The sequence below is a fragment of the Pseudoxanthomonas sp. CCNWLY206-1 genome, from assembly GCF_039710385.1.
GTDB lineage: Bacteria > Pseudomonadota > Gammaproteobacteria > Xanthomonadales > Xanthomonadaceae > Pseudoxanthomonas_A.
Genome location: NZ_JBDKXI010000002.1, coordinates 374,205 through 400,515 on the forward strand (window position 1 = coordinate 374,205; position 26,311 = coordinate 400,515).

Genomic DNA, 26,311 nt, shown 5'->3' on the forward strand with positions numbered 1-26,311 from the left:
CAAACCTTTTTCCCTACCGCGGCATCCCACCCGAAAATCCCCAGGGCTGGCGCCGGCGTTGCGCCACACTGAAGCCGGTTACTTCTTCGGCTGCAGCATGGTGCCGGTGCACTTCTTGCTGCCGCAGCGGCAGGCCCAGATTTTCTTCAGGCGGGCGGTGTGCTTTTCTTCCAGCGTGATGCCGTAGTTGTAGGTCAGCTCTTCGCCCGCCTTGATGTTGCGGATGGCTTCGATGAAGACCTTGTCCTTCTTGCGGTTCTTGCCGTCGTGCTCCTCGATCACCGCTTCGCAATTCGGGTCGCAGCTGTGATTGATCCAGCGGGCTTTGTTGCCTTTGTAATTCGCGTCGATAACGTATTCGTCATTGAGCGTGAACAGGAACGTATGGCCGGACTCGGCATCGCCGCTGTCATCCTGGTCCACTTCCTCATGCGTGCGTCGCTTGCCCTTGTATTCGACGACCCGCTCACCCTTCTTGATCGGCGCGATGGCAAACACGCCATTACCATGGATGTCGGACTTTCTGGCTTCGATCTTGCGGGGCATGCGGCTTCCGAGGGGAGTGAGCGTAAGCCGGGGATTCTCGCTTAGTCCGCGCCCGATCCCAAGTCCTAATGCCGCCCGCATCGAATTCCTACGACCAAACGCTGCAAGCGCCGCCTTGATTTCGCTACCACGGGGTGAACGCCAACTTCACCCAGAACCAGGCGGCTTGGCCGGACGGCTTCAAAAGCGTACAATTTCGGTACGCTTTAGGAGTCCTGCCCCGCCATGCTTCGCGTCACCAAGCTGACCGACTACGCCACCGTGGTCCTGACCGTGCTCGCAGCCCGGCCAGGCGAGGTGCTGAGCGCGGCCGAGCTGGCCGAACAATCGGGCCTGGAAACGCCCACCGTCAGCAAGCTGCTCAAGCCCCTGGCCCAGGCCGGACTGGTCGAGGGCCTGCGCGGCGTCCATGGCGGCTACCGACTGAGCCGCGATTCAGCCGACATCACCCTGATCGAGATCGTCGAGGCCATGGAAGGGCCGCTGGCGATGACCGAATGCAGCCAGCATGAAAGCCACTGCGGCATCGCCCACCAGTGTGGCGCCCGCGCCAACTGGCGGTTGATCAATGACGTGGTCGCCGATGCCCTGCGCGGCGTGACCCTGGCGCAGATGCTGCGCTCCCCTTCCCCTAGTGACGACACGCGACGACGCCCTATCGCCGTGCGCGTCGCCACGCGTTGAACAAGTAGGCAGCCAATGGCCACCGAAGCAGCCCCCATTAAAGACGCTCCCACCAAGAACGCCGGAATCCTGGAACAACTGGGACGCCGGTACGACGCCGGCTTCATCACCGACATCGAATCCGATTCGCTGCCGCCCGGCTTGAGCGAGGACGTGGTCCGCGCGCTGTCCGCCAAGAAGGATGAGCCGGAATGGATGACCGAATGGCGCCTGGCCGCGTATCGGCACTGGCTGACCATGCCGGTCCCGCACTGGGCCAAGCTGAAGATCGCGCCGATCGACTTCCAGGCCATCAGCTATTACAGCGCGCCCAAGGCCAAGTACGCCTCACTGGATGAAGTGCCGCAGGAGCTGTTGGACACCTACGACAAGCTGGGCGTGCCGCTGCATGAGCGCGCCAAGTTGGCGGGCGTGGCGGTGGACGCGGTGTTCGATTCGGTCTCGGTCGGCACAACTTTCCGCAAGGAACTGGCGGAAAAAGGCGTCATCTTCTGCTCGATGAGCGAGGCCATCCGCGAGTACCCCGAGCTGGTCAAGCAATACCTGGGCAGCGTGGTGCCCACCGGCGACAACTATTTCGCCGCGCTGAATTCAGCGGTGTTCTCCGATGGCAGCTTTGTCTTCATCCCCAAGGGTGTGCGCTGCCCGATGGAGTTGAGCACCTATTTCCGCATCAACGCCGGTCATACCGGCCAATTCGAGCGCACCCTGATCATCGCCGAGGACAAGAGCTACGTGTCCTACCTGGAAGGCTGCACGGCGCCAATGCGCGACGAGAACCAGCTGCATGCAGCGGTGGTGGAACTGGTGGCGCTGGAAGACGCCGAGATCAAGTACAGCACCGTGCAGAACTGGTACCCAGGCGATGAACAAGGCCGCGGCGGCATCTACAACTTCGTCACCAAGCGCGGCGAATGCCGTGGCGCACGCAGCAAGATCAGCTGGACGCAGGTGGAAACCGGTTCGGCCATCACCTGGAAGTATCCGTCCTGCGTGCTGCTGGGCGACGATTCGGTGGGCGAATTCCACTCCGTGGCGCTGACCCATCACCGCCAGCAGGCCGACACCGGCACCAAGATGATCCACATCGGCAAGAACACCAAGTCGAAGATCGTCAGCAAGGGCATCAGCGCCGGCCATGGCCAGAACACCTACCGCGGCCTGGTCAAGATCGACCGCAACGCCAGCAACGCACGCAACTACACCCAATGCGATTCCCTGCTGATCGGCAAGAAGTGCGGCGCGCATACGTTCCCCTACATAGAGGTCAAGAACCCGACCGCTACGCTGGAACACGAAGCCACCACCTCGAAGATCTCCGACGACCAGATGTTCTACTGCCGCGCCCGCGGCATCAGCCAGGAAGACGCGGTCAGCATGATCGTTGACGGTTTCTGCAAACAGGTATTCCGCGAATTGCCGATGGAATTCGCGGTGGAAGCCAAGAAGCTGCTGGAAGTGAGCCTGGAGGGCTCGGTGGGCTGATCTTCTTTTCCCGCTTGCGGGGAAGAACACGCCCGAAGCTGATGTAGGGCGGGTCTTGACCCGCCATAGCACGAATAAATAACAGCGGCGGGATTGATCTCATCGCGTCAACAAGTAACAGCGGCGGGTCAAGAGCCGCCCTACGGAAGAATGAAATGCTCAAGATCGAAAACCTCCACGCCAGCGTTGCCGGCAAGGAAATCCTCAAAGGCTTGTCGCTGGAACTGAAGCCCGGGCAGGTGCATGCCGTGATGGGTCCCAATGGCGCCGGCAAATCCACGCTGGGCAACATCCTGGCCGGGCGCGAGGGCTATGAAGTCACTGCCGGCACGGTGAGCTACGAAGGCCGGGACCTGCTTGAGCTGGCGCCGGAAGAGCGCGCTGCCGCGGGAATATTCCTGGCCTTCCAATACCCGGTGGAAATCCCCGGCGTCAACAACACCTACTTCCTCCGCGCTGCGCTCAATGCGCAACGCAAGGCGCGCGGTGAAGGCGAGCTGGATTCCATGCAGTTCCTCAAGCTGGTCCGCGAAAAACTTGCCGTCCTGCACCTGAAGGACGAACTGCTGCATCGCGGCGTCAACGAAGGCTTCAGTGGCGGCGAAAAGAAGCGCAACGAGATCTTCCAGCTGGCCGTCCTGGAACCCAAGCTCGCCATCCTCGACGAAACCGACAGCGGCCTGGACATCGACGCGCTGAAGAACGTCGCCGAAGGCGTCAACACATTGCGTTCGCCGGATCGCGCGTTCCTCGTCATTACCCATTACCAGCGCTTGCTGGACTACATCAAACCCGATGTGGTGCACGTATTGGCCGATGGCCGCATCGTCGAGTCTGGTGGACCCGAACTGGCGCTTGAGCTGGAGCAGCATGGCTACGCGTGGCTGAAGGATCGCGTCGAACCTGAGAAGGCTGCGTAATGAACGCTCTGCTGCAATCGCTGGCGGAAGGTTTCAACGGCGACGCTGGGCGCCGCAGCGTGCTGGACGAAGCGCTGCGCGACGGGTTGCCCGGTGCGCGCAACGAAGCTTGGAAATACACCTCATTGCGGGCGCTGGAACGACGCCGGTTCGCTACGGTCGATACCGTGCCCGACATCGATCCACTGATGTTGGCCACCATTCCGACCCCGCGCATGGTCTTCGTCAACGGCCGCTATTCGGTGCCGCTGTCGCATACGACCCATCTGCCGATTGGCGTCAGCGTGCAATTGCTTTCGGAAGCCGACCAGAGCGATATCGCGCGCTTTCTCGCCCGGCGTTTCGAACGCAGCGAGGATGTGTTCGCCCGCCTCAACGCGGCGCTGGCCAGCGAAGGCGTCTTGCTGAGAGCGGAAGCCGGCATTGTCGGCGACCGGCCTCTGCATCTTGTCTTCATCGGTGCGGAAGATGGCGCGGACCGCGCGTGGCACCTACGCAACCTGATCGAGCTGCGCGAAGGCGCACAACTGACGCTGGTCGAACATCATCTGGCAGTCGGCGCACACGCGCACCTCATCAATGCATTGACTCACGTCCATCTGGCGGAAGATGCGCAGCTGACGCATGCACGCGCGCAGAACGAAAGCGATCGCGCTACGTCGCTGTTGCGCACCGATGCCGTGCTTTCCCGTCATTCGCAGTACCGCCGGGTCGATCTGGAGCTGGGTGGCGGGTTGTCGCGGAACGAGCTCAACGTCCGGCTCGAAGGCGACAACGCCCAACTGACTGCCAATGGTGTACTGCTGGCCGGCGGGCGCCGCCACATCGATACGCGCCTGGGCATCGATCACATCGGGCGGGACACATCATGCGAGCTGACTTGGCGCGGACTGGGCGCGGGTCGCGGCCGCGTCGTATTCCATGGCGGCATCCTGATCCGGGAAGGTGCCGACGGCGCCGATGCCTCGCTGTCCAATAAGAATCTGTTGCTGTCCGACAACGCCGAGATCGACACCCAGCCGGTACTGGAAATCCACGCCGACGAAGTGAAGGCCGCTCACGGCGCGACGGTCGGCCAATTGGAACCCAATGCATTGTTCTATTTGCGCTCCCGCGGCCTGCCCCAAGCCGACGCGCAACGGCTGCTGACCGCCGCGTTCTGCCGTGAGCCATTGGCCACGATCGAGGACGTTGACACGCTCGCGCTGCTGACGTCGCAAGTGGACGCCGCCCTCGAGCAGTTGGATCCGGCATGACTTCTTTTATCGCCAAACCGTTATCGGCGCCTGTTCACGCGGAAGGCGATTGCCTGGTCGACTGGAGCCAGAGACGCGCCGACTTCCCGCTGCTGACCCGCGAGGTTCACGGCAAGCCGCTGATCTATCTGGACAGTGCAAACACCGGCCAAAAACCTGCCTCGGTGATCGAGACCGTGGACGCGTTCTACCGCCTGCACAACGCCAATGTCAGTCGCGCCGTGCATACACTGGGCTCGGAAGCGACCGACGCCTACGAAGGCGCACGCAAGAAGTTAGCGCAGTTCCTCAACGTCCGCCCGGACGAACTGGTGTTGTGCAGCGGCACCACATTCGCGATCAACCTGGTCGCCTATTCCTGGGCATTGCCGCGCTTGAAAGCCGGCGACGTGGTCCTGGTTTCGCGGATGGAGCATCACGCCAACATCGTGCCCTGGCAATTGGTTGCCCAGCGCACCGGCGCCAGCATTCGCGTCGCCGAAATACGTCCCGACGGCTCGCTGGACCTGCGTGCGCTTTATGCGGCGATGACGCCAGAGGTCAAGCTGCTGGCCGTCGCACACGTCTCCAACGTGCTGGGCACGGTGAATCCGGTGCGCGAAATCTGCCGCGAAGCGCGCAAGCGTGGCATCGCCACCGTCGTCGATGGTTCGCAAGCGGTGCCGCATCGGCCAGTGGACATTGCGGCGATAGGCTGCGATTTCTACGCGTTGACCGGGCACAAGATGTGCGGCCCTACCGGCACCGGCGCACTGTGGGCCCGGCGCGAGCATCTGCAGGCCATGCCGCCTTTCATCGGCGGCGGCGAGATGATCAAGGAAGTCTGCTTCGAAGGCACCGTGTTCAACGATCCACCGCACAAGTTCGAAGCGGGTACGCCGAATATCGCCGGCTTCATCGGCTTGGGCGCGGCCGTGGACTACCTGCAATCGGTGGGCATGGCGCACATCGAAGCGCGCGAGACTGAGCTGCTGGCCCACGCGACCGAAGAACTCGGCAAGATCGACGGCCTGCGCATCTTCGGCAGCGCGCCGGAAAAAGCAGCGGTGATTTCCTTCCTGATAGAAGGCGCGCACGCGCACGACTTGGCGACGCTGCTGGACCTGGAAGGTGTCGCCATTCGCTCCGGCCAGCATTGCGCGCACCCGCTGCTGCAGTTCTTTGGCGTGGCCGCCACCTGCCGTGCGTCGTTTGCGTTCTACAACACGCATGAAGAGATCGAGCAGTTCGTCGTTGCCCTGAAGAAAGCACGCAGTCTGCTGGCCTGATCATCAATAGCGTGCGCTGTGCGCACGATGGCCATATGCGGGATTCCATGGACGTGCGCACAGCGCACGCTACAGGTGGGCGCCTGTTTTCCGTAATATCGCCCCCATGAGCACACTTACTTTCCGCCCCGCGACGCTCGCGGACATCCCTGCCCTGGTCGAACTGGTGACCTCCGCCTACCGCGGCGAAACCAGCAAGCAAGGCTGGACCACTGAAGCCGACCTCCTGGAAGGCCAGCGCATCGATCCCGAGGTGCTTCGCCAGGATATCGAACGACCGCAAAGCCGCATCGTGATCGCCGAACGCGATGGCGCGATGCTGGCGTGCGCCCACATCGCAGAAGAAAACGGCGCGGGCTATTTCGGCATGTTCTCGGTCAGGCCCGATCAGCAAGGCGGCGGCCTGGGCAAAATAATGATGAACGAAGTCGAGCGCATCGTCCGCGACGAATGGCGGTTGTCCGCCATGCGGATGACGGTCATCGATGTTCGCGAAGAACTGATCGCCTTCTATGAGCGCCGGGGCTACGCCCGCACTGGCATCAAGAAGCCATTTCCCTACGGCGACGAGCGCTTCGGCATTCCCAAGCGCGACGATCTGCGCTTCGAAATCCTGGAAAAGCAGCTGCCAGAGACGGACGCATGAGCGAAAACTGGACCTTCGTCTGCGCCACGGGTGAGTTGTTGCCTGGCGAGATGCGGACCGTCTTCGATGAAGTGACCGGCGTTCCCATCCTGGTATTCAACTACGACGGGGACCTCTATGCGCTGGAAGATCGCTGCAGCCACGAGGAATTCGAGCTGTCGCCCGGACATTTCGACACCGAAGACGCCACTATCGAGTGCGTCTTGCACGGCGCCAAGTTCGACATTCGGAACGGGCGCGCGCTGTGTGCGCCGGCCTACTCGCCGGTACCCAAGTTCCCGGTAAAGCTGGAACACGGCGGCGTCTGGACCCGCGACGACCGGGACTGAAAGGGCCCGCAGGCCGTCTTTCCCGTTTCGCTAGATTGTAAACATTGTGTTGTAATCGCGAATCATTATCATTAGCATGTACGGGCTACGGCGCCATTCCCTGGCTGCCGCCATTTTGAACGCCCGAGACCATGTCGAAAAAATCCCTCGCTCTCACGCCTCTGGCCGCGGCGCTGTCCCTGGCCATGTGCGCCGCGCATGCCGCTCCCGTTGCCGAAGCCAGTGCCGCTGGTGCCAACGACGCCAAGAACCTGGATGCCGTGGAAGTGGTGGGCGAACAGGTGCAGAAAGCCAGCTCGCCCAAGTACACGGAAAAGCTGGTGGACACGCCGCAGACGATCACCGTGGTGACCAAGGCGGTCATGGATCAGCAGAACCTGATCGGCCTGCGCGATGTGCTTAGCACCCTGCCCGGCATCACCTTTGGCGCCGGCGAAGGTGGTGGCGGCTACGGAGACAGCATCAACCTGCGCGGCTTCACCGCCAGCAGCGACATCACCACCGACGGCGTGCGCGACAGCGCCCAGTACACCCGTAGCGACGTCTTCAACCTGGAAGCCATCGAGCTGGTCAACGGCGCCAACTCGGCCATGTCGGGCGCGGGCTCAGTGGGCGGCAATATCAACTTGGTCAGCAAGGCTGCGCGGGAGGGCGATTCCAGTACCTTCACTATTGGCGCCGGAAGCGACAAGTACGGTCGCGTCACCGCCGATAGCAACTTCGATTTTGAGAACGGCGTGGCCGTGCGTCTGAACGCGATGGGCCATAGCCAGGACGTGCCCGGACGCGACGAAGAATTCAAGCACCGCTGGGGTTTCGCGCCGTCGATCGCGTTCGGCCTGGGATCGGATACGCGCTTCACCCTCAGCTATCTGCACCAGCACGACAACAACACACCGCAATACGGCGTGCCCTTCGCGCTCAGCCCGTTCAACGACGGTCCGTTGCCGGGCGTTGATCCGGAAACCTACTTTGGCTATCGCAATACGTCGCGGCAGGAGATCGATGTCGATATGCTGACCGGCGTTTTCGAAATGGATTTCAGCGACAACCTGCGCCTGCGCAGCCTGGGCCGCCTGCAACGCGTAGAGCAATACACCAACGCGACGGCATTGCAGGGAACGTGGTGCCTAGCTAACGGCATGAATCCGTACACGGGCGGCGCCTGCGCAACCTTGCCGGTCGGCCCTGGCGTTCCAGCTGGTACGGTCCAACCTCCGGGCACATGGTCGCCTACCGGCGGCCCACGCGGCCTGGTACGCGACACCGAAAACTTCATCGCGCACAGCCAGACCGACCTGACGGCGTTCTTCAATACCGGCACCGTCGAACATCATCTGGTCGCTGGCTTGGCCTTCAGCAAGGAAGACTTCGAGCTCGATAGCGGCAACGGCTTCCGCAATGCCGATGGCAGTGCACTTCCCGACAACAACAGTGCCTATCCACTGCAAGACTTCAACAATCCCTACAACGTCTGGACCGGTCCAACCAACTATGTCAGGACCAGCCGCAGCAAGGGTAGCTTGAGCAATCAGGCCGTCTATCTTTTCGACACTATGAAGTTCGGTGAAAAGTGGTTGCTGAACCTGGGCGCGCGTTACGAGCACAACGAAGGCGATACGGTCAACTACGCCGTGTCGACCACGCCTGGCTCGATCGGGCAAGTCACCGGAGTAAGCACCGTATTCGAGAATGAAGACGATCTGTTCTCTTACCGTGCGGGAATGGTCTACAAGCCGGTAGAAGACGCCAGCGTCTATCTGTCGTATGCCAATAGCAAGACGCCGTCCAAGACATCAGTGAACGGCGCATGCTCGGCCGTCACGTGCAACGTGGATCCGGAAACCGCCGTCAACGTCGAACTGGGTACCAAGTGGGACATCTTGGACAACCTGGCGCTGACTGCCGCCCTATTCCGCAACGAGCGGCAGAACTACAAAGTCGCCAGCGCCGATCCTCTGCAACCGGAACAGGTACTGGATGGCAAGGCGCGTGTTGACGGCGTTGCGCTGGGCGCTGCAGGCAACATCACTCGCGAATGGGCCGTGTTCGCCAACTACACCTTCCTCGATAGCGAAGTGCTGCAGAACGCTGCCGATGGCGCTTCCGATCCGGTCAAGGGGCGCCAGCTGACGCAGACGCCGCGCCACTCGGCCAGCCTGTGGAGCACCTATGAGCTAGGCGCATGGACCTTCGGCTACGGCGCTACCTACCAAGGCGCGTTCTATCCCAACAACACCAACACGCCGGCTTATCTGAAGACCGACGCGTATTGGGTGCACCGCGCCATGGTCGGTTACCAGATCGGCGATCGCATCGGTTTGCAGCTCAACGTCAATAATCTTTTCGACGAGGAGTACTACACCAGCATTCGCAACAACCTTACGGTCAATGCGACAGGCGTGGTGACAGCCGGCAGCGGATGGGCCATTCCGGGTGAGGGGCGTTCGGTGGTACTGACCGCCACTTTCCGGTTTTAGTCTCCAGGCAAGACGAGGGTCTGCCCATGCAGAATAGGCAGACTTGGCGAGGAAGGATGATCCGATGCTGCTGCAAATTCCCGATGTACTGACTGCCGCACAAGTAGCTCAGGCCCGGACTCAACTGGATGCCGCCGATTGGGCGGACGGTCGGATCACCGCCGGCTATCAGTCGGCCAAGACCAAGGACAATGCGCAGTTGCCGGAAAGCTCGCCGGTCGCGCATGAGCTGGGTGCGGTGGTGCTGGAAGCGCTATCGCGCAACAGCACGTTCTTCTCGGCGGCATTGCCCAAGCGCATCTATCCGCCGCTGTTCAATCGCTACAGCGGCGGACAATCGTTCGGCTATCACGTCGACAACGCCGTGCGTTACGACCGTAGCCGGGGAGGAGCGGAACCCATCCGCACTGACTTGTCCGCCACGCTGTTCCTCAGCGCGCCCGACGAATACGACGGCGGTGAATTGATCATCGAGGACACCTTCGGCACTCAGAACGTCAAGCTGCCGGCCGGCCATCTGGTGTTGTATCCCGGCAGCAGCCTGCACCGGGTCGCTCCTGTTACTCGTGGCACGCGGCTCGCCTCATTCTTCTGGATGCAAAGCATGCTGCGCGATGACGGTCATCGGCGGCTGATGTTCCAGATGGATGTTGCCATCCGCCGGCTGACGCAAGATGTGCCTGAGCACCCTGCGCTGGTGCAGCTGACAGGCGTTTACCACAACCTGCTGCGGGAATGGGCCGAAGTGTGAGCTCGCGAACGCTGAAAACCGATATGTCGTCCAGCCAGCAACGTCGAGGCTTCTGGCTGCGCACCTTGCATCAATGGCATTGGATCAGTTCCGCGGTGTGTTTGATCGGCATGCTGCTGTTCGCCGCCACCGGCATCACCTTGAATCATGCCAGCCGTATCGAAGCACAACCCGAGGTCACACAGCGGACCACGCAGTTGCCTGCCCCCTTGGCCGTCGAACTGAAAGAGCCCAAGGAAGGCAACGCGCCATTGCCGCCTTCCGTCGCCACGTGGCTGGGTGATGAACTATCCATCGCCATCGGCGAGCGCCCGGCGGAATGGTCGGAAACGGAAATCTACCTGTCCATGCCCACGCCCGGCGAGGACGCCTGGCTCAGCATCCAGCGAGACACCGGCGAAGTGGAGTACGAACGCACCGAACGCGGTTGGATTTCCTACTTTAATGATCTGCACAAGGGTCGCAACGCTGGACCCGCGTGGAGCTGGTTCCTGGATGTTTTCGCCTTGGCTTGTTTGGTGTTCTGCATTACCGGCCTGCTGCTGTTGCAGTTGCATGCCCGCCAGCGCCGCATGACCTGGCCGATGGTCGGCCTGGGGTTGCTGGTGCCGCTGCTGCTGGCGCTGCTGCTCATCCACTAAAAAATTCCCATTGATCGCGAGCGCTCCCATGTCGAAGACCATCATTCACACCACATTGACCATCGCCTTGAGCGGTCTGCTGACGATGCCGGCCTATGCCGCTCAGCTCGACATCAGCGTTGAAATACCGCAGTTGAACGTAGCCGAATACCACCGGCCGTACGTCGCCATTTACCTGGAAGGCGCCGATCAAAAGGTCGCCGCCAATCTATCGGTCTGGTATCAGCAGCGCGACAGCGCCGAGGGCCATGGCACCAAGTGGTTGCCCGATCTTCGGCAATGGTGGCGCAAGTCCGGCCGCACATTGAAAGTGCCGGTGGATGGCGTGACTGGTCCGACCAGGCCCGTGGGCAAGCATGCGCTTTCCTTCACCGACTCGCAGCCGCAGCTGGCGGGATTGGCACCGGGCGAATACACGCTGGTAGTGGAAGCCGTACGCGAAGTGGGTGGCCGCGAACTATTGAAGGTTCCCTTCACCTGGCCAGCAAAGAAAGCACCGCAATCGGGCAAAGCCCAAGGCAACGCCGAACTTGGCGCCGTCAACCTGATCGTCAAACCCTGACCTGAGCTGGAGATTTCTGATGAAGCGTTCACTCACCATTGCCTTGGCGGTTGCCACAGCATTTCCATTGTCCGCGCTGGCGCACAAAGCCTGGCTGCTACCGTCGCAGACGGTGATTGCCGGCAACAATCCCTGGATCACCGTGGATGCAGCGGTCTCCAACGATCTGTTCTATTTCAACCACGTTCCACTGCGCTCGGAAGGACTGGTCATCACGGCACCGGATGGCAGCCACGTGGAAGCGCAGAACCTAGCGACCGGAAAATACCGCACGGTCTTCGATGTCGAATTGAAGCAATCGGGTACGTACCGGATCGCGACCGTCAACAGTGGTTTGTTCGGCAGCTGGGAAGAGAACGGCAAGCCCAAGCGCTGGCGCGGCACGCCGGCCACCTTTGCCACTGAAGTACCGAAGGACGCCAAGAACCTGCAGATCTCGCAATCGCTCGGTCGGGTGGAAACCTTCGTCACCAACGGTTCGCCCAACGAAACCGCATTGAAGGCCACCGGCGCGGGATTGGAGCTGGTACCGACCACCCATCCCAATGACTTATTCGCTGGCGAGCAAGCGAAGTTCAAGCTGCTGCTGGACGGCAAGCCCGCGGCCGGCCTGGAATTCGAAATCACCCGCGGCGGTACCCGTTACCGCAATGCGCAGGAAGAGATCAAAGTCACTACCGACGCCAACGGCGAATTCAGTGTGACCTGGCCGGAAGCAGGCATGTACTGGCTGGAAACAAGCACCGAAGACGCGAAGACTTCACTGCCGCAAGCCAAGCAGCGCCGGCTGAGCTACGTGGCTACCTTGGAAGTGCTGCCGCAGTAAATAGCGATGCGCTCCCTCTCCGCAACTGCGGAGGGGGAATGGCCGACCACTATGCTTTCCTCTTCCTCCCTCCCCGCCACCGCCGGCACGATTCACTCGCTCTACGGCCATACCATGGGCACGTCCTGGAGCGTGAAGCTCGTTGCGCCGGCGCGTACCGATTCGCATGCATTGCATGCGGGTATCCAGGTGCAGCTCGACGACGTGGTTGCGCAGATGAGTACCTGGGAGCCGGATTCGGACATCACTCGTTTCAATCAGGCCACCGCCGGCACCTGGCACACGTTGCCGGAGCAATTCTGGGAAGTGCTGAGCTGCGCCTTGGAGATGGCACGGGCTAGCGGCGGCGCCTATGACCCCACCGTAGGGCCGCTCGTCGCGGCCTGGGGATTTGGTGCCGGCTCCGCCGCCCGCAGCGTCCCGGATGACGCCGTGCTATCGGCCGCTCAGGCGCGTGTTGGTTGGAGGCGCCTCGCGACTGGAGACGGTCGATGCCTGTTGCAACCCGGTGGCCTGCAATTGGATTTTTCTGCAATCGCCAAGGGATACGGGGTGGACTGTGTCGCACGATTCCTTCGCGGGCGCGGCATCACCAGCGCACTGATCGAAGTAGGTGGCGAACTCCATGGCTACGGCCGGAAGCCGGACGGCGAACCCTGGCGCGTGCTGGTGGAATCTTCACCGGACGAAGAAGCCGAGAGCGTCGTGCCGCGCGTGATCGATCTGGATAATCTCGCCATCGCCACGTCAGGCGATCGCTGGCATCGGTTCGAACAGAGTGGCCAACGCTACTCGCATACATTGGACCCACGCACCGGCTTGCCGGTGGCACATGCCCCGGCTGCCGTCACGGTGATTGCGGCCGATGCAATGCGTGCTGATGCGTGGGCAACCGCTTTGACCGTGATGGGCGCGGACGATGGGTTTTCTTTTGCCGAACAACAAAATCTCGCAGCTCGCTTCCTCATTCGCGGCGATGAAAGCCTGCAAGAACGGATGACCTCGCGATTCGAGGCCCATTTGTCCACGAACGCCCGATCCGCATGACCAATTCGCTCGCCATGCCTCGTCCAAGCCGGGCCGCCCTGGGCAACGCGCTGATCCTGTTTTCGTTGATAGCGATAGCATTGGCTTTGCTGAGTTGGAACGCCAACGCCGATTGGTGGATCGCCGCACCGCGTGCCAAACGTTGGTTCATCGCGGCGGCGGCGCTGGTGGCTTATCTATTCTTCTGCGATCGGGTGGGTCGACGCGCACCGCGTCACGATGCAACCGCGGATTATGCCGAAACGAACGAATCACCCGTGCTGGTCGTTTATGCCAGCCAGACCGGATTCGCCCAAGCGTTGGCCGAACGCACGGCCGAGTCGCTGCGGCAGGCCGGCGTTGCGATCAGGTTGTGCGGCATTGACCATATTGATGCTCAAGCGCTTTCTTCCGCCGAACGCGCGTTATTCGTCGTCAGCACCACCGGCGAGGGTGACCCGCCCGACCACGCCCTCGCTTTTCTGCGCAACGTCATGGGCCAGCCAGCGTCGCTGACGTCGCTGCACTATGCGGTCTTGGCATTGGGAGACCGTGAATACGAGCGCTTCTGTGGCTTTGGCCACCAGCTCGATGACTGGCTGCGCCAGCATGGCGCGCAATCGCTGTTCGATATCGTCGAAGTCGATAATGCTGATGAAAGCGCCCTACGGCATTGGCAGCATCACCTCAGCCAACTCGGCGATACCAGCGAGTTTCCCGATTGGACTCCGCCGCGATACGAAGACTGGACATTGATCGAGCGTCGGCAACTCAATCCCGGCAGTGCGGGCGGCGGTGCTTTCCATTTGGCGATACGCCCAATCGATGATTCGGCCTTGCGTTGGCAGGCCGGCGACATCGCTGAAATTGGTCCCTGCCATGCATCGCATATGGTCGAGCAGTGGCTGCAGGCGCGGGGGTTGGACGGAGAGATCGCGATCGAGCGCGATGGCCGTCGCGAATCTCTCGCGGAATTACTGGCTCGTTCGCATCTGCCCCCGGCGGGAGCGCGAATCGGTTACGACGCGCAGAACATCGCTGAGAATCTCCAACCGCTACCACATCGTGAGTATTCCATCGCTTCGCTACCGGAGGATGGTGCGCTGCATCTACTGGTCCGGCTGCAGTTGCGTTCGGATGGGTCGCCCGGCCTGGGCAGCGGTTGGCTGTGCAACGAAGCACCGGTCGGCGGCACCATCGCCTTGCGCGTTCGTCCTAACGCCAATTTCCATCCGCCAAAGCCTTCACGTCCGCTGATCCTGATCGGCAACGGCACCGGCATCGCTGGCTTACGTGCGCATCTGAAGGCGCGTATCGCTACCGGCGCCACCCGCAATTGGCTGTTGTTAGGTGAGCGCCATGCGGATCGCGACTTCTTCTATGGCGAAGAGATCAAGGAATGGCACACCCATGGGCTGCTTTCACACCTTGATCTGGCGTTTTCACGCGACTCGGCAGAACGCACCTATGTGCAGGATAAGCTCCGGCAAGCGGCGGACGAGCTGCGTGAGTGGGTAGCCGAAGGTGCGGCGATCTACGTCTGCGGGAGCCTGACTGGAATGGCGCCTGGTGTGGATGCCGCCTTGCGCGAAATCCTGGGACAGGAAGGGGTGGAGCAGCTGCTATTGGAAGGTCGGTACCGGCGGGATGTTTATTGATGCAGATATCTTCACCAGAAGCATATTCTGAGGTGCCGCTCTCGTAGAGCGGAGCTGCGCCCCATGTGAACACCGACTCAGTAGCAATGAGGCCGCCGCAATGGCGCGCCCCGCGATAGACCTGAACTAAAGGCAGTGATGCTGTCGCAACGGCAGGCGATAGCGAATAGCCATAAAAGCACTTCTCGTAGAGGGGAGCTTGCTCCACTGCTCTTCACGTGAGTGCGAACATCTTGGTTGGAAAAACCAAGAGCAAAAGCAGCGGAGCAAGGTCCGCTCTACGACACTACGGACTATTCCTGCTCCACCTCTCGGATACGTATCGCCAGCAGTTCTCCACCGCCCTGCAAGGCGTAACGCCTGCGCCCAGCGTCACCGATAAGCAAAGCGGTATCACCGGTCCAGAGCGGCGGCAATCCGGAATCAGCATCGAACTCCGCTTGGCCGCTCAGCAGATGAATCGCCCAGTGAGTACCTGGCTCCACGAAGAACAACATGGGGCCGACCAGCGGCCGATGCAGCAGCTCTGTCTCGATCACGCCCCTGCGCCACATCAAATTGAAATCATGGGTCGTGCCATCCACTAGCTCGCCAGTCACTACACGCTCGCCAGCAAAACGAAAACGACCGTGCGGCGGTGCCAGCTCAGCTACCTCGCCATCCCCAAATCTCAGCCGCAACCCATTGCCGCGGATCAACGCCAAGTCACGGTCGATGCCAGGAAAAATCGAAAACTCCGAATCGCGTTCGATTTCGGCGATGGACAATCGCCAGTCCCAGTGGTCGCCATCAGGAACCCGGACGATTTCACGGGTCCAGCCCAGGCCGTTTTTCCAGCGGCTGCGCTGGTACTCGTTGGCCGGAATCACCCGGGAAACTTCTGACATTTCTGGCCCTGGCAGGACAAAAGAGCAACCGCAATTCTAAACCGCTCCTCGCCGGCTCCAAACCTTTGACGGCTGAAAAGAATATCGCCCGGATACAGTGCGTATCCGGGCGATGGGTACTTCCGTGTTAGCTCCTTGCCTCTTCAGGCAGCGCGTGCCTGTGTTGCTCCTACCCCTGCGCTTCCTACGCAATAAGTACATCCATGTCGGCTCCCAGCCTGCTCCCCTGGTGTCCTTACCCCTCTCTACCTCGGTCTAGCATCCTGCGTGGCCCGCGGTCCGGGATTTTTTAGCGTCTGGTCGCTGGTGCCGCCGCGGCCTTCGCTGGGGCGGCCGCCGCAGGTTTTGCACCCGATGCGGTAACGCGTAATTCGATGCGCTCACGGTTCTGCTCGACGGTTCTCAAACCAATACCTTTCACCATGGCGAGCTCCTCAGCACTTTTGAACGGCCCATTGGTTTTGCGGTACTCCACGATGGCTGCCGCCTTGGCAGGCCCGATGCCGACCAGCGCGGTTTCCAGCACAGCCGCATCGGCAGTGTTGATGTCGACCTTGTCGGCGGCGAAGGCGCTGGAGGCCAACAACAGCGACAGAGCGGCGGCTTTGAATAAATTGACGAACGTTTTCACAACAACTCTCCTTGTGGCGATGGAAATCCTTGACTGGATACTTTCGCGATTAGGCCCCAGGCCTTATCGCTGGCCGGCAACCGAGAGGACTCGTTTGCCGGTGTGATCAGTCTCCATTGCCCGACGCCGTCAAGATATCGCTGGGGCCCCGGAAAAACTGCCGGGAAAGCCCGTTGCTGCGTGTAGGAAAAGTCCTACACGCACGGAGCGTAGAATGTCGGGCTACCACTAGCAGCACATGATGGAGTTTCCATGGACATCGCCAAGGCCGATCGCTACGTCGCCGAAAAATGGGACGACGACATCGTCCCCCAGCTGATCGAATACATCCGCATACCCAATAAGTCGCCCATGTTCGACAAGGATTGGGTTGCCAACGGTTACATGGAAGATGCGGTAAAGCTGATGGAAAGCTGGGCCAAAGCCCAGGCCATTCCCGGCATGCAAGTGGAAACGGTGCGCCTGGAAGGCCGCACTCCGCTGATCTTTATCGAGATCCCCGCCACGGACTCCGCTACCGGCGCCGATACCGTGCTGCTTTACGGCCATCTGGACAAGCAACCGGAGATGACCGGCTGGGACAGTGATTTGGGCCCTTGGACGCCTGTGCTTAAGGGCGACAAGCTGTTCGGTCGTGGCGGCGCCGACGATGGCTATGCGATCTTCGGTTCACTGGCGGCCATCCAAGCCTTGCAGCAACAGGGCGTGCCTCATGCCCGTTGCGTGGTGCTGATCGAAGCCTGCGAAGAATCCGGCAGTTACGACCTGCCCGCCTACGTGGACCATCTGGCAGACCGCATCGGCAAGCCTTCGCTGGTGGTCTGCCTGGATTCGGGCTGCGGCAACTACGACCAGCTGTGGTGCACCACCTCTTTGCGTGGCTTGGCCGGCGGTAATCTCACCATCAAGGTGCTGGAGGAAGGCGTACATTCGGGCGACGCGTCCGGCGTGGTGCCCTCCAGCTTCCGCCTGCTACGGCAATTGCTGTCACGGCTGGAGGACGAAAACACCGGCCGCATCCTGCCCGACGGCTTGCGAGTGGAAGTCCCCGCCGACCGCCTGACCCAAGCAGCGGAAGCGGCGCGTGTGCTCGATACCGCCGTGTTCGACAAGTTTCCCTTCTTGCCCGGCATGAAGCCGATGGCGGAAGACCTGACCGAATTGGTGCTCAACCGCACCTGGCGCCCTGCGTTGTCGGTCACCGGAGCGGATGGCCTGCCCGCGTTGTCATCTGCCGGCAACGTGTTACGCCCCTTCACGTCGGTGAAGCTGTCACTGCGCCTGCCGCCGACTTTGGACGGCAAGCAGGCCGGGCAACTGCTGAAGGAACTGTTGGAGAAAGATCCGCCGAATGGCGCAAAGATCAGTCTCGACCTGGAGAAAGCCAGCACGGGTTGGAACGCGCCTGCGATGTCGCCTTGGCTGGAAAAGGCCATCGACGCCTCCAGCCGCGAGTTCTTCGGCGCGCCCGCCATGTACATGGGCGAAGGCGGAACCATCCCCTTCATGGGCATGTTGGGCGAAAAATTCCCAGGCGCGCAGTTCATGATCACCGGCGTTCTGGGACCGCATTCCAACGCGCACGGCCCTAACGAATTCCTGCACATTCCCATGGGCAAGAAAGTCACTGCCTGTGTGGCGCGGGTGATCGCCGATCACCATGCCGCCAGCCTACGTGGCGAAACCACCGGCGTGGCGGCGGTGGCCGGCGGCGACCAGCACGGCGACCACGGCTGCTGTTGATCGAGAAATACGGGGCTGGTGTCGTTTGCCAGCTCCTTCCTCTGGAGCTTCCGCCGCCAGATGATCGCTGCGCAGCAGTGTTGTCTCAATCGCTTGTTTACATACGCCAAGGTCGACCGCGGACCCAGCAGCCAGGCGGGTACCGGCGGGACATGACGCCAAGCATGGGTTAGGCTGTCGCCGCCCCCCACTTCCTCATCGGAGCGTTCAGATGGAACAGATATTTGGTGGCGGTATCCTGTGGACCTTGCTCATCGGTTTTCTCGCCGGCCTGCTCGCACGCGCGATCAAGCCCGGCAACGACAAGCTCAATCTCCTCTGGACCATCGTGCTCGGCATTGCCGGCGCGCTGCTCGCGCGGTTTCTCGGCGGCGCCTTGGGCTGGTATGGGCCTGAAGAGCCGGCAGGTTTCATCGCCTCGGTCGTTGGCGCCATCATCCTGCTCGTTATCTATGGCATGGTGAAAAAGAAAACCTGACAGTCGGTTCGTTTTGACATAAAGCCCTGCGATGCGGGGCTTTTTTTCGAACGTGGCGTGTTGCGCTCGCTTTCAGAAGCCTTTACCGATGTTCGCTTCTTTCATCTTTCGACGCCTCGAAATCGGCAGCCTAAGTAGCCATGCTCGCAACGCACAATGAAGGCGGTTTAATCTGTGCCTCTTAATGTGACACTAGGTCGCCAATTGCATGACAGCCCAAATTCAAGACATCGACCACCGTGAAGCCGCCCGCCTGAACTGGGCGCGTACGGCGCTTGACGATGATGGCGTGCTCCTGCAACGGGCATCGGTGGATGCGGGCTTCCGCAGTTACTGGCGCACGTTGGGAACAGGGCTTAGTCGAATCGTAATGGATTCGCCCCCCGAGCAAGATGACGTACGTCTCTGGTTGAGAATGCGCGACTTGCTGGAATCCGGTGGAGTACGGGTACCACAGGTGCTGGCACGCGATGTCGATGCCGGTTTTCTGCTATTGGAAGACCTGGGTGGCCCTACGCTCGCGCAGGTCATGACACCAGACACCGCCGATGAATGGTTTGACGCGGCCATCGAACAACTGCTGCGTTTGCAGTCTATCGAGCCTCCCGCCGACATGGGGGAGTTCGGGGAAGCGCTGCTGCAGCGGGACGCGGGATTGTTCGAAGAATGGTTTCTGCGCCGCCACTTGGGCCTCGAACTGAATTGCGATGACATCGACCGGCTTGAATTGGTACAGCGTCGCATGATGGACAACGCTTTGTCGCAGGCGCGCGTAATGACCCATCGCGATTACATGCCGCGAAATCTGATGCCTGTGCTGCCTGGCCCTGCCGTGCTGGATTTCCAGGATTGCGTGCGGGGACCTGTTGCGTACGATGCGATCAGCCTGTTCAAGGATGCCTTCCTCAGTTGGCCACTGGAACGAGTCGACGGCTGGTTGGCGCAGTACCACGCGCGTGCGCGACAAGCCGGCTTGCCGGTACCTTCGCTGAAGATATTCCAGCGCGATGCCGACTGGATGGGTGTGCAACGGCATCTGAAAATCATGGGTATCTTCTCGCGGCTGCATTACCGCGATGGCAAGACCAAATACCTGCCGGACATTCCGCGTTTCATTACCTATCTGGATGAGGTTTTGCCGCGCTATCCGGAATTGAGGGCGTTGCAGGAACTGATGGAATCCCGAATCAAACCCGCCTTGCAAGCCAAGGCGAAGGCATGAAAGCTTTGATCTTCGCCGCAGGCTTGGGCGAGCGCATGCGTCCGCTGACCGATCGCACTCCCAAGCCCTTGCTGGAAGCCGGCGGCAAACCGCTGATCGCCTGGCATCTGGAAAAATTGGCGGCCGTCGGCGTGGACGAAGTGGTCATCAACACCAGTTGGCTGGCCGATCAGTTCCCGCAAGCTTTGGGCGACGGTTCGCGATGGGGCCTGCGCCTGCACTATTCCTATGAAGGCCCGACTCCCCTGGAAACCGGCGGCGGTATGTTCCGCGCACTGCCGTTGTTGGGCAATGCAGCTTTCATCGCCGTCAACGGCGATATCTGGACGGACTTTGATTTTTCCCGGTTGCCATCTGAGCTAGTCGGCGATACGCACTTGGTGATGGTGGAAAATCCGCCCCACCATCCTCACGGGGATTTTTCGCTGGACTCACAAGGTGTGCTGCACGCCAGTGGCGAACCGCGGTTCACCTTCTCCGGTATCGGCGTTTATCGCCCGACGTTATTCGAGGCCTGGCGCGAAGTGATCGGCAATGTTCCAGGCGCCGACGAAAACCCGCCCCGTTTCAAGCTCGCGCCATTGCTGCGCCATGCCATGTCGCAAGGGCGCGCCACCGGCGAACACCACGCGGGGCGCTGGACCGATGTTGGCACACCCGAGCGATTGGCGCAGTTGAACAAGGAACTTGCGGTGTAGGCGGCTTACCGTTGTAGAGCCGATATCCTATGTTGAATATCGACCCGTCTTGGCAGCAGCCTTGGCGTCTTTGTAGGAACAACCGCGCCGCTCAACGCGCCTCGAGCACGCTCCGTAAGAACGGCACCGTGACGCGCCGCTGCGCTGCCAGCGATTCGCGGTCCAGCACTTCGAGCAACCCGATCAGATGTCCCAGGTCGCGCTCGGTGCGGGTCAGCAGCCAATCAATGGCAGCCTCTTCCAGTACCAGTCCCCGGCGCTGGGCGCGATCACGCAGCACTTCCCGCCGGCCATCGTCATCCAGGGGCGAGAGCACCGCTCGCGCGCATTGCGACAGCCGCGAGCGCAAATCAGGGAGCGTCAGCCCAATCTCGTCGGGCACGCCGCGCGCGGTATAAAGCACGTTCAACCCGGCCGCCCGGGCACGGTTGTGGAAATCGAAGAGCGCTACTTCGTCGTCGCGTGCACCGGCAGCGGCCTCCAGTCCGTCCAGGGCGATCACGTCGTTGCCTTCCAGTGCTTCCAGCGCTTCATGCGTACGCCCCGCAGCCGCGGCCATCGGCAAGTACACGGCGCGCCTTCCGGCCTGTTCCGCCGCTGCGCACAGCGCCAGCGCCAGATGAGTCTTGCCAGTCTTCGCGGCACCGGCAAGGTACAGCCAATCGGCGCCGGGATTCTCCGCCAGCAGGCGCAACTGCTCCAATACGGCTTCCGGCGCCGCCACAAAACTGTCGAAGCGTTGGTCGGGTGGGTACCGTAGTGTCAGCGGCAACTGCGGAGTGACGCCTGGTGCCGAATGGGGGCTGCGACTCACTTGTTTTCCGGTTCCTGCGGCTGCGCTTCATCAACCGCTTTTCTATCGATGAACGAATCGAGCAAGATGGCCGAACGCTCGCCGGCATACAGTGGACTTTGCGTATAGCGTTCATGCGCATAGCGCAGCATTACATTAGCCACCGCGGCTATCGGCAGCGCCAGCAGCATCCCGAGGAATCCGAACAACTGCCCGCCCGCCATGATGGCGAAGATCACCGCCACCGGGTGCAGGCCAATGCGGTCGCCGACGATGCGCGGTGTCAGCACGTAGCCTTCCAGCATCTGTCCAACCACGAACACCACCATCACCAGAGCAACCAGATTCCACTCGCCACCGGACTGCACCAAGGCCGCTATCACGCCCAATACGATGCCGGTGGCCGTTCCCAGGTACGGAACGAAACTGATCAGGCCGGCGATGATGCCGATCAGCAGGCCCAGCTTCAGACCCACCACAGACAAGCCAATGGCATAGATGGCGCCGAGCGCCAGCATCACCAGGAACTGTCCACGCAGGAAGGCGCCCAGCACGTCGTTGGATTCCAGAGCCAATCGCGTGGCTATGGCGATATGGTCGCGCGGTATCAATGCGGCGACACGTTCGACCAACTTGTCCCAATCGCGCAGGAAATAGAACGTCAGGATAGGCAACAGCACCAGATTGGCGACCCACGCCATCATCGCGAATCCGGAACGCGACAGGTAGCCGAAGAAAGTGGCGGCCACGCCGCCAGCCTGCTGCCAATGACCACGTACCCACTCGGTCAGCCGCTCCGGGTCCAGCCAAGCCACCAACTCCAGCCCGGTGCGCTGTTCCACCCAGGGCAGCGCACGCTGGACGATCCAGTCGCGATACGTCGGCAGTGAGTCAATCAGGGTGACGATCTGCCGCTCTATCATCGGCACCAGGATCACCATGGCCAGCACCAACAACAGAATCATCAGCGTGAACACCAGCACGACCGATGTGGTGCGGGAACGCCCAACGCGTTCCAGCCGGTCGACCCACGGATCGCCCAGCCATCCCAACAATGCCGCCAGCACGAAGGGCGTCAGCACAGGCGCCAGCAGCCAGATCAGCCAACCGGCGATGGCCGCGATCAGCAGCCATTGCCAGCGTCGAGCCAGCGTGCCTACAGGGGTAGGAGAAAGATCCATCGGCTGTTGGTTCCGGTAGCGTTACTTGAGTAGATAAACCGGCGGCTCGCCTTCGCCGCCGGCGAAGGGCGCATCGTCGCCCAGCATACGGCGGAAACCAGGCAGGCCCGACAGCAGTTCCAGATCCAGTTCCAAAGAATTGCCGTTGGCGCGTACTGGCGTGATCTTGCGCACCACGGCCATCTTTTGGAGATAGCCGATCAGTCGCAGGTAATCGTCCGCACTGTCCACGCCGTTGAAAATCAAACGATAAGTCCCAGGCTGGCCCGCTGCGCCACGCTTGGCATAGCGCTTTATCAACGCGTCGGCAGCGCCGTCGGCACCGGAGGCCATCGCGCGCCGCGCATCGGCGTCCTTGGTCGACCAAGTGGCAAGCACTTTGCCGGCGTCGACGAATACCCAATCCGCAGTCCAGCCGCCGTTGTCGCGGTACAGCTTGCCTATCAGTTGCATCGGCGGGCTGTAACGCGACGAGGCGCGTGCGACCGCCGCGCTGTCCTGTCGCCAGATAGCACCGACCAGCACCTGTTCGGCCGCGTTGCCACTCGGCAGTCCCAGGCTGAAGCCGCGCTCGATGGCGCGGTTGAGCAGCGGGCGTGCCGCATTGGCTTGTTGAAGACCCACCAGCCGCGGACCGCTGCCGTCGTTGATGGCCAGCCATACCACCGGCTTCGGACGCGGCTGTGGCCAGATCGGCAACCCCAGCGCACCCGCAAGCGCGTTCACGTCGTCCGGCTTGAAGCGGACAATCAGCATGGTACGGAACGTCGGCGCGCCGGTGGCCGAAGTCCCATCGTCCTGGCGATAGTCATAGCCATCGACGTAGTTTTTCGCGTTGCGCAATTCCGCGCCCACGCCGGGCCGACCCATGGCGTTGCGGTCACCTGACACTTTGCTCAGCACCGCTCCCAGTGCGCGGGCGAACCCACTGCTCCGCTCCGCCTCGCCCTGGCTGTTGACCGGCACTTCGGCCTGATAGATGCCCCGCGCGGCTACGGCATCGCCTTCGGTCCGCAGATCCGACTGCGCCCAGGCGGCAGGAGTCACAAGCGATGTGGCGGTGAAGAGCAGAACAGCAACGAGGGCGAAACCTGAAATCCGGCGCATCGACCGTCCTAAGAGCGTGTTAATCGGGGGAATTGTTGCTCGAATGACGCCCAAGCGCCAACGTCATCTGTTCATGCCGGCGCGATTCGGTGACGGATTCCTTTAAAATCGCGCCTCTTGCCCTGCAGACGATCGCCCGTGACCCAGCCCAAGCCGCCCGCCTCCACCCCGATGACCTATCGCGACGCGGGTGTCGATATCGACGCCGGCAACGAACTGGTCGAGCGCATCAAACCCCTGGTCAAGCGGAGCTTTCGCCCGGAAGTCATGGGCGGCCTGGGCGGTTTCGGCGCGCTATTCGACCTGTCGGGCAAGTACCGCGAGCCGGTGCTGGTCTCCGGCACCGACGGCGTCGGCACCAAGCTGAAGCTGGCCCAGCAGCTGAACCGCCACGACACCATCGGTATCGACCTGGTCGGCATGTGCGTGAACGACGTGCTGGTGCAGGGGGCCGAACCTTTGTTTTTCCTGGATTACTTTGCCACCGGCAAGCTGGACGTGGATACCGCCGCGGCAGTGGTGGGCGGCATCGCCAAGGGTTGCGAAATGTCCGGGTGCGCCCTGATCGGCGGCGAAACCGCCGAGATGCCGGACATGTATGCGCCGGGCGAATACGATCTGGCCGGCTTCACCGTGGGCGCAGTGGAAAAATCGCGGTTGCTGGATGGGGCCAAGGTGCGTGCGGGCGATCTTCTGATCGGTCTGGCGTCGAGCGGCGCCCATTCGAACGGATACTCGCTGATCCGCCGCATCTACGACCGTGCCGGCCGGCCGGCGGAACTCGACCTGGGCGGCGTGAAGCTGGTCGACGCCCTGATGGCGCCCACCACGCTGTACGTGAAACCCGTGCTTGAGCTGTTGCAGGCGCACGACCTGCACGCCATGGCGCATATCACCGGCGGTGGCCTGACCGAAAACATCATCCGCGTGATTCCGGAAGGCCTGGGGCTGGATATCGACGTCAGCGCCTGGTCGCTGCCCCCGGTATTCGACTGGCTACAGCGCGAGGGCGCGGTGGAGAACGCCGAAATGTGGCGCACCTTCAACTGCGGCATCGGTTTCGTGCTGATTGTGTCGCCGGAGCAAGCGCCGGCGCTGGAGTCGGACCTGGATCGGCTGGGCCTTGCGCACTGGCGGATCGGCCAAACGGTGAAATCGGATAGCGCCGAACGCGTCAAGATCGGCTGAGCTCCCGCATGCAACCGGGCAAGAAGATCGCGTTAGCGTTGACGCTCGCCGTCTTCGCTGCCACTTGGTTGTCGCCGCTGTGGCCGGCGGAACAGGCACTGCATAGCAGCTTGACCGTGGTGGGTTTGTTCTGGCTATGGAGGCATGACCGCCGCTGGCCGATGGTGACCCGGCATTTTGTTCTGATCTGCGTTTTCATTTGCGTACACAGCATCGCGGCGCGCTGGCTTTACTCCAACTTTCCTTACGATCGCTGGCTGCAGGCGCTGCTCGGGTGGTCGCCCGACCAAGCTTTTGGCTGGCAGCGCAATCACACCGACAGGCTCATCCATGTGCTGTACGGCGTCTGCTTCACTCCGGCGTTGCGGCACTACCTGGGCCAGCGTTGGGCCCTGAATCCACGACAGGCGTTCACCATCGCCGTCATGCTGATCATGTGCAGCAGCCTGATATACGAGTGGCTGGAATGGGGTATCGCGCTGGCATTGTCGCCGGAAGCCGCCGAGTCCTATAACGGCCAGCAAGGCGACATATGGGATGCGCATGCCGACATGCTGCTGGCGACGCTGGGCGCTTTTGTTGCGTGGCCGCGTGGATCCACCGCCGCCATGTCCGACGTTGCCGCTGCCCGGCAGGTGAAGTCGTGAGCCGGCGGATCGCTGTTCTGGTTTCCGGCCGCGGCAGCAATCTGCAGGCGCTGCTGGATGCAATGGAAGCAGGAACCCTCCCGGCCGATCTGGTGGGCGTATTTTCCGACCGTCCCGACGCGCCTGCACTGCAAAAGGTGCCGGAGGCATTACGGTGGAGTGCGGACGCCAAGTCGTTCCCCGACCGCCTGGCCTTCGACCAAGTGCTTGCCGATGCGGTTGCCGCTTGCCGTCCCGACTGGGTGATCTGCGCTGGCTATATGCGCATCCTGGGCGATGACTTCATTGCGCGATTCCGTGGACGACTGTTGAATATCCATCCGTCTTTACTGCCGAAGTACCGCGGTTTGCGCACCCATGCGCGTGCGTTGGCGGCGGGTGACGTCGAACACGGCGCCAGCGTGCATTTCGTGGTGCCTGAACTGGATGCTGGAACCGTCATCGCCCAGGCGGTTATCGCCATTTTTCCCGGGGATACGCCTGAAAGCCTGTCTGAGCGGCTACTTTCGCGTGAACATGCGCTATTGACCGCCTGCGCGGCACTGGCGACCAGCGGCCGGCTGACTGAACAGGACGGCCACCCACTGTGCGATGGTCAGCCGCTATTAAAGCCCCTGACCCTAGATTCGTCCGGTAACCTCTCCCTTTCCCCCTGAAT

Annotated in this window: 27 protein-coding genes; 21 read left to right on the forward strand and 6 right to left on the reverse strand. The window is 61.7% G+C overall.

What is annotated here, in order from left to right; translation table 11 throughout:
- Positions 1-78 precede the first annotated feature (78 nt).
- Complete coding sequence (locus AADW18_RS05840) at positions 79-546, reverse strand: SET domain-containing protein-lysine N-methyltransferase (protein ID WP_337342421.1); 468 nt, start codon at positions 544-546, stop codon at positions 79-81.
- Between the two features lie 225 nt (positions 547-771).
- Here AADW18_RS05840 and AADW18_RS05845 point away from each other — a divergent pair, with 225 nt between their 5' ends.
- The 14 genes from AADW18_RS05845 (at position 772) to AADW18_RS05910 (ending at position 15,078) form a co-directional block, all read left to right on the forward strand.
- A complete protein-coding gene (locus AADW18_RS05845; RefSeq protein WP_337342422.1) occupies positions 772-1,230 on the forward strand; it encodes an SUF system Fe-S cluster assembly regulator in 459 nt (152 codons plus the stop codon).
- A 15-nt stretch (positions 1,231-1,245) separates the two neighbouring features.
- Positions 1,246-2,715, forward strand: a complete 1,470-nt coding sequence (gene sufB / locus AADW18_RS05850) for a Fe-S cluster assembly protein SufB (protein ID WP_337342423.1) — start codon at positions 1,246-1,248, stop codon at positions 2,713-2,715.
- A 155-nt stretch (positions 2,716-2,870) separates the two neighbouring features.
- On the forward strand, positions 2,871-3,635 hold the full coding sequence (gene sufC, locus AADW18_RS05855; RefSeq protein ID WP_337342424.1) for a Fe-S cluster assembly ATPase SufC: 765 nt from the start codon (positions 2,871-2,873) through the stop codon (positions 3,633-3,635).
- Entirely contained in the window at positions 3,635-4,891 is a 1,257-nt protein-coding gene (sufD, locus tag AADW18_RS05860) for a Fe-S cluster assembly protein SufD (protein ID WP_337342425.1), read from the forward strand. The genes sufC and sufD overlap by 1 nt, the downstream gene beginning before the upstream one ends.
- Positions 4,888-6,159, forward strand: coding sequence for a cysteine desulfurase (locus AADW18_RS05865; RefSeq protein ID WP_337342426.1), 1,272 nt, complete (start codon positions 4,888-4,890; stop codon positions 6,157-6,159). The genes sufD and AADW18_RS05865 overlap by 4 nt, the downstream gene beginning before the upstream one ends.
- A gap of 106 nt (positions 6,160-6,265) precedes the next feature.
- Positions 6,266-6,805, forward strand: a complete 540-nt coding sequence (locus tag AADW18_RS05870; RefSeq protein WP_337342427.1) for a GNAT family N-acetyltransferase — start codon at positions 6,266-6,268, stop codon at positions 6,803-6,805.
- A complete protein-coding gene (locus tag AADW18_RS05875) occupies positions 6,802-7,134 on the forward strand; it encodes a non-heme iron oxygenase ferredoxin subunit (protein WP_337342428.1) in 333 nt (110 codons plus the stop codon). Before AADW18_RS05870 ends, AADW18_RS05875 begins: the two co-directional genes overlap by 4 nt.
- A gap of 185 nt (positions 7,135-7,319) precedes the next feature.
- A complete protein-coding gene (locus tag AADW18_RS05880; RefSeq protein ID WP_337342733.1) occupies positions 7,320-9,614 on the forward strand; it encodes a TonB-dependent siderophore receptor in 2,295 nt (764 codons plus the stop codon).
- A 64-nt stretch (positions 9,615-9,678) separates the two neighbouring features.
- Positions 9,679-10,365 (forward strand): Fe2+-dependent dioxygenase, encoded by a 687-nt coding sequence (locus AADW18_RS05885; RefSeq protein ID WP_337342429.1) that lies wholly within the window; start codon positions 9,679-9,681, stop codon positions 10,363-10,365.
- A 23-nt stretch (positions 10,366-10,388) separates the two neighbouring features.
- Complete coding sequence (locus AADW18_RS05890; RefSeq protein ID WP_337342734.1) at positions 10,389-11,006, forward strand: PepSY-associated TM helix domain-containing protein; 618 nt, start codon at positions 10,389-10,391, stop codon at positions 11,004-11,006.
- 43 nt (positions 11,007-11,049) lie between these two features.
- The gene (locus AADW18_RS05895; RefSeq protein WP_337342735.1) at positions 11,050-11,568 is read left to right on the forward strand and encodes a DUF2271 domain-containing protein; all 519 of its coding nucleotides are present in this window, start codon (positions 11,050-11,052) and stop codon (positions 11,566-11,568) included.
- A gap of 19 nt (positions 11,569-11,587) precedes the next feature.
- The gene (locus AADW18_RS05900; RefSeq protein ID WP_337342430.1) at positions 11,588-12,394 is read left to right on the forward strand and encodes a DUF4198 domain-containing protein; all 807 of its coding nucleotides are present in this window, start codon (positions 11,588-11,590) and stop codon (positions 12,392-12,394) included.
- Positions 12,395-12,445: 51 nt separating this feature from the next.
- A complete protein-coding gene (locus AADW18_RS05905) occupies positions 12,446-13,441 on the forward strand; it encodes an FAD:protein FMN transferase (protein WP_337342431.1) in 996 nt (331 codons plus the stop codon).
- Complete coding sequence (locus tag AADW18_RS05910; protein WP_337342432.1) at positions 13,438-15,078, forward strand: sulfite reductase flavoprotein subunit alpha; 1,641 nt, start codon at positions 13,438-13,440, stop codon at positions 15,076-15,078. Before AADW18_RS05905 ends, AADW18_RS05910 begins: the two co-directional genes overlap by 4 nt.
- Positions 15,079-15,371: 293 nt before the next feature.
- On the opposite strand, the gene AADW18_RS05915 is transcribed toward AADW18_RS05910, so the two are convergent.
- Entirely contained in the window at positions 15,372-15,965 is a 594-nt protein-coding gene (locus AADW18_RS05915; protein ID WP_337342433.1) for a HutD family protein, read from the reverse strand.
- A gap of 289 nt (positions 15,966-16,254) precedes the next feature.
- A complete protein-coding gene (locus AADW18_RS05920) occupies positions 16,255-16,596 on the reverse strand; it encodes a helix-hairpin-helix domain-containing protein (RefSeq protein ID WP_337342434.1) in 342 nt (113 codons plus the stop codon).
- A gap of 252 nt (positions 16,597-16,848) precedes the next feature.
- On the opposite strand from AADW18_RS05920, the gene AADW18_RS05925 reads away from it, so the two are divergent.
- From AADW18_RS05925 to murU, 4 genes are all read left to right on the forward strand, one after another.
- Positions 16,849-18,339, forward strand: coding sequence for a M20 family metallopeptidase (locus tag AADW18_RS05925; RefSeq protein WP_337342435.1), 1,491 nt, complete (start codon positions 16,849-16,851; stop codon positions 18,337-18,339).
- A 211-nt stretch (positions 18,340-18,550) separates the two neighbouring features.
- Complete coding sequence (locus AADW18_RS05930) at positions 18,551-18,817, forward strand: GlsB/YeaQ/YmgE family stress response membrane protein (RefSeq protein WP_342961436.1); 267 nt, start codon at positions 18,551-18,553, stop codon at positions 18,815-18,817.
- Between the two features lie 208 nt (positions 18,818-19,025).
- Positions 19,026-20,039: a phosphotransferase gene (locus AADW18_RS05935; RefSeq protein WP_337342436.1), complete on the forward strand. Its 1,014-nt coding sequence runs from the start codon at positions 19,026-19,028 to the stop codon at positions 20,037-20,039.
- A complete protein-coding gene (gene murU / locus AADW18_RS05940; protein ID WP_337342437.1) occupies positions 20,036-20,737 on the forward strand; it encodes an N-acetylmuramate alpha-1-phosphate uridylyltransferase MurU in 702 nt (233 codons plus the stop codon). Before AADW18_RS05935 ends, murU begins: the two co-directional genes overlap by 4 nt.
- Before the next feature lie 91 nt (positions 20,738-20,828).
- Here the strand turns inward: murU and hda are convergent, their stop codons facing one another.
- The 3 genes from hda to AADW18_RS05955 are packed head-to-tail and all read right to left on the reverse strand — an operon-like array spanning position 20,829 to position 23,818.
- Positions 20,829-21,551, reverse strand: coding sequence for a DnaA regulatory inactivator Hda (gene hda, locus AADW18_RS05945; protein ID WP_337342438.1), 723 nt, complete (start codon positions 21,549-21,551; stop codon positions 20,829-20,831).
- Entirely contained in the window at positions 21,548-22,711 is a 1,164-nt protein-coding gene (locus AADW18_RS05950) for an AI-2E family transporter (RefSeq protein ID WP_337342439.1), read from the reverse strand. Before AADW18_RS05950 ends, hda begins: the two co-directional genes overlap by 4 nt.
- Before the next feature lie 21 nt (positions 22,712-22,732).
- A complete protein-coding gene (locus AADW18_RS05955; protein WP_337342440.1) occupies positions 22,733-23,818 on the reverse strand; it encodes a DUF2066 domain-containing protein in 1,086 nt (361 codons plus the stop codon).
- Positions 23,819-23,989: 171 nt separating this feature from the next.
- Here AADW18_RS05955 and purM point away from each other — a divergent pair, with 171 nt between their 5' ends.
- The 3 genes from purM to purN are packed head-to-tail and all read left to right on the forward strand — an operon-like array spanning position 23,990 to position 26,309.
- The gene (purM, locus tag AADW18_RS05960) at positions 23,990-25,006 is read left to right on the forward strand and encodes a phosphoribosylformylglycinamidine cyclo-ligase (RefSeq protein WP_337342737.1); all 1,017 of its coding nucleotides are present in this window, start codon (positions 23,990-23,992) and stop codon (positions 25,004-25,006) included.
- A gap of 8 nt (positions 25,007-25,014) precedes the next feature.
- On the forward strand, positions 25,015-25,653 hold the full coding sequence (locus AADW18_RS05965) for a DUF2238 domain-containing protein (protein ID WP_337342441.1): 639 nt from the start codon (positions 25,015-25,017) through the stop codon (positions 25,651-25,653).
- Positions 25,650-26,309, forward strand: coding sequence for a phosphoribosylglycinamide formyltransferase (gene purN, locus AADW18_RS05970; protein WP_337342442.1), 660 nt, complete (start codon positions 25,650-25,652; stop codon positions 26,307-26,309). Before AADW18_RS05965 ends, purN begins: the two co-directional genes overlap by 4 nt.
- The last annotated feature ends 2 nt before the right edge of the window (positions 26,310-26,311 follow it).

What these genes read in the sequence shown, in the direction of transcription:
- AADW18_RS05910 (WP_337342432.1), top strand. Translation starts at nt 13,438, where the DNA reads ATGACCAATTCGCTCGCCATGCCTCGTCCAAGCCGGGCCGCCCTGGGC.
- sufC (WP_337342424.1), top strand. Translation starts at nt 2,871, where the DNA reads ATGCTCAAGATCGAAAACCTCCACGCCAGCGTTGCCGGCAAGGAAATC.
- AADW18_RS05890 (WP_337342734.1), top strand. Translation starts at nt 10,389, where the DNA reads ATGTCGTCCAGCCAGCAACGTCGAGGCTTCTGGCTGCGCACCTTGCAT.
- purM (WP_337342737.1), top strand. Translation starts at nt 23,990, where the DNA reads ATGACCTATCGCGACGCGGGTGTCGATATCGACGCCGGCAACGAACTG.
- AADW18_RS05880 (WP_337342733.1), top strand. Translation starts at nt 7,320, where the DNA reads ATGTGCGCCGCGCATGCCGCTCCCGTTGCCGAAGCCAGTGCCGCTGGT.
- AADW18_RS05905 (WP_337342431.1), top strand. Translation starts at nt 12,446, where the DNA reads ATGCTTTCCTCTTCCTCCCTCCCCGCCACCGCCGGCACGATTCACTCG.
- AADW18_RS05900 (WP_337342430.1), top strand. Translation starts at nt 11,588, where the DNA reads ATGAAGCGTTCACTCACCATTGCCTTGGCGGTTGCCACAGCATTTCCA.
- AADW18_RS05965 (WP_337342441.1), top strand. Translation starts at nt 25,015, where the DNA reads ATGCAACCGGGCAAGAAGATCGCGTTAGCGTTGACGCTCGCCGTCTTC.
- murU (WP_337342437.1), top strand. Translation starts at nt 20,036, where the DNA reads ATGAAAGCTTTGATCTTCGCCGCAGGCTTGGGCGAGCGCATGCGTCCG.
- AADW18_RS05885 (WP_337342429.1), top strand. Translation starts at nt 9,679, where the DNA reads ATGCTGCTGCAAATTCCCGATGTACTGACTGCCGCACAAGTAGCTCAG.
- AADW18_RS05870 (WP_337342427.1), top strand. Translation starts at nt 6,266, where the DNA reads ATGAGCACACTTACTTTCCGCCCCGCGACGCTCGCGGACATCCCTGCC.
- AADW18_RS05915 (WP_337342433.1), bottom strand. Translation starts at nt 15,965, where the DNA reads ATGTCAGAAGTTTCCCGGGTGATTCCGGCCAACGAGTACCAGCGCAGC.
- AADW18_RS05955 (WP_337342440.1), bottom strand. Translation starts at nt 23,818, where the DNA reads ATGCGCCGGATTTCAGGTTTCGCCCTCGTTGCTGTTCTGCTCTTCACC.
- AADW18_RS05875 (WP_337342428.1), top strand. Translation starts at nt 6,802, where the DNA reads ATGAGCGAAAACTGGACCTTCGTCTGCGCCACGGGTGAGTTGTTGCCT.
- AADW18_RS05845 (WP_337342422.1), top strand. Translation starts at nt 772, where the DNA reads ATGCTTCGCGTCACCAAGCTGACCGACTACGCCACCGTGGTCCTGACC.
- sufB (WP_337342423.1), top strand. Translation starts at nt 1,246, where the DNA reads ATGGCCACCGAAGCAGCCCCCATTAAAGACGCTCCCACCAAGAACGCC.
- AADW18_RS05930 (WP_342961436.1), top strand. Translation starts at nt 18,551, where the DNA reads ATGGAACAGATATTTGGTGGCGGTATCCTGTGGACCTTGCTCATCGGT.
- AADW18_RS05950 (WP_337342439.1), bottom strand. Translation starts at nt 22,711, where the DNA reads ATGGATCTTTCTCCTACCCCTGTAGGCACGCTGGCTCGACGCTGGCAA.
- AADW18_RS05840 (WP_337342421.1), bottom strand. Translation starts at nt 546, where the DNA reads ATGCCCCGCAAGATCGAAGCCAGAAAGTCCGACATCCATGGTAATGGC.
- AADW18_RS05935 (WP_337342436.1), top strand. Translation starts at nt 19,026, where the DNA reads ATGACAGCCCAAATTCAAGACATCGACCACCGTGAAGCCGCCCGCCTG.
- sufD (WP_337342425.1), top strand. Translation starts at nt 3,635, where the DNA reads ATGAACGCTCTGCTGCAATCGCTGGCGGAAGGTTTCAACGGCGACGCT.
- AADW18_RS05865 (WP_337342426.1), top strand. Translation starts at nt 4,888, where the DNA reads ATGACTTCTTTTATCGCCAAACCGTTATCGGCGCCTGTTCACGCGGAA.
- AADW18_RS05925 (WP_337342435.1), top strand. Translation starts at nt 16,849, where the DNA reads ATGGACATCGCCAAGGCCGATCGCTACGTCGCCGAAAAATGGGACGAC.